General features: G+C 64.4%; 1 protein-coding gene. It reads left to right on the top strand.

Annotated elements, in window-relative coordinates; all coding sequences use genetic code 11:
• Positions 1-686: TolC family protein (locus tag LZ005_RS21535; RefSeq protein WP_237811116.1), on the top strand; the 686-nt coding region annotated here is incomplete at both ends.

Below are 686 nucleotides of genomic sequence, written 5' to 3'. Positions count from 1 at the left end.
CTGCAGGCCGGCTACAACTGGCGCAACAACGAGCTGGTGTCGGACTCGATCGACGTTTCCACCGGCAAGGTCAACCTGTCGAACTCGACCTCGCAGGACCGCATCCGCGACACCATGGACCTGGGCTTCACCTGGAACCTGCTCGACTTCGGCGTCAGCTACTACCAGGCCAAGCAGCAGGCCGACCGCGCGCTGCTGCTGCGCGAACGCCGCCGCAAGACCGTGCACAATCTGATGCAGCAGGTGCGTCAGGCCTATTGGCAGGCGGTGGGCGCGCAGGCGCTCGAACGCCAGGTCGAACCTTTGCTCAAGCAGGTGAACCAGGCCCTGGCCGACGCCAAGACGGCCGAGAAGGAAAAGCTGCGTCCGCCGCTGGAACTGCTGAACTACCGCAAGAGCCTGCTGGATCTGGTGCGCCAGCTCGAAGCGATCCGCGACGAACTGGCCCAGGCCAAGCCGCGCCTGGCCGGCATGATCAATCTGCCGATGAACACCAAGTTCGAAGTGGCCGTGCCGGCCAAGCTCGACATGCCGGAAGTGAAGGCGAGCGTCGAGCAGCTGGAAGAGCGCGCGCTGCTGCAGCGCCCTGAGCTGTACGAGACCGACCTGCAGGAACGCATCAGCGTGCTGGAAGTGCGCAAGTCGATCGCGCGCATGTTCCCGGGCATCGAATTCAATGTCGGTCC

Origin of the sequence: Massilia sp. TS11 (assembly GCF_022012445.1) — a bacterium.
In the GTDB taxonomy this organism is placed as follows: domain Bacteria; phylum Pseudomonadota; class Gammaproteobacteria; order Burkholderiales; family Burkholderiaceae_D; genus Telluria.
Note: the sequence above shows the minus strand (reverse complement) of the source record. Positions and strands in the feature narration are given on the sequence as shown.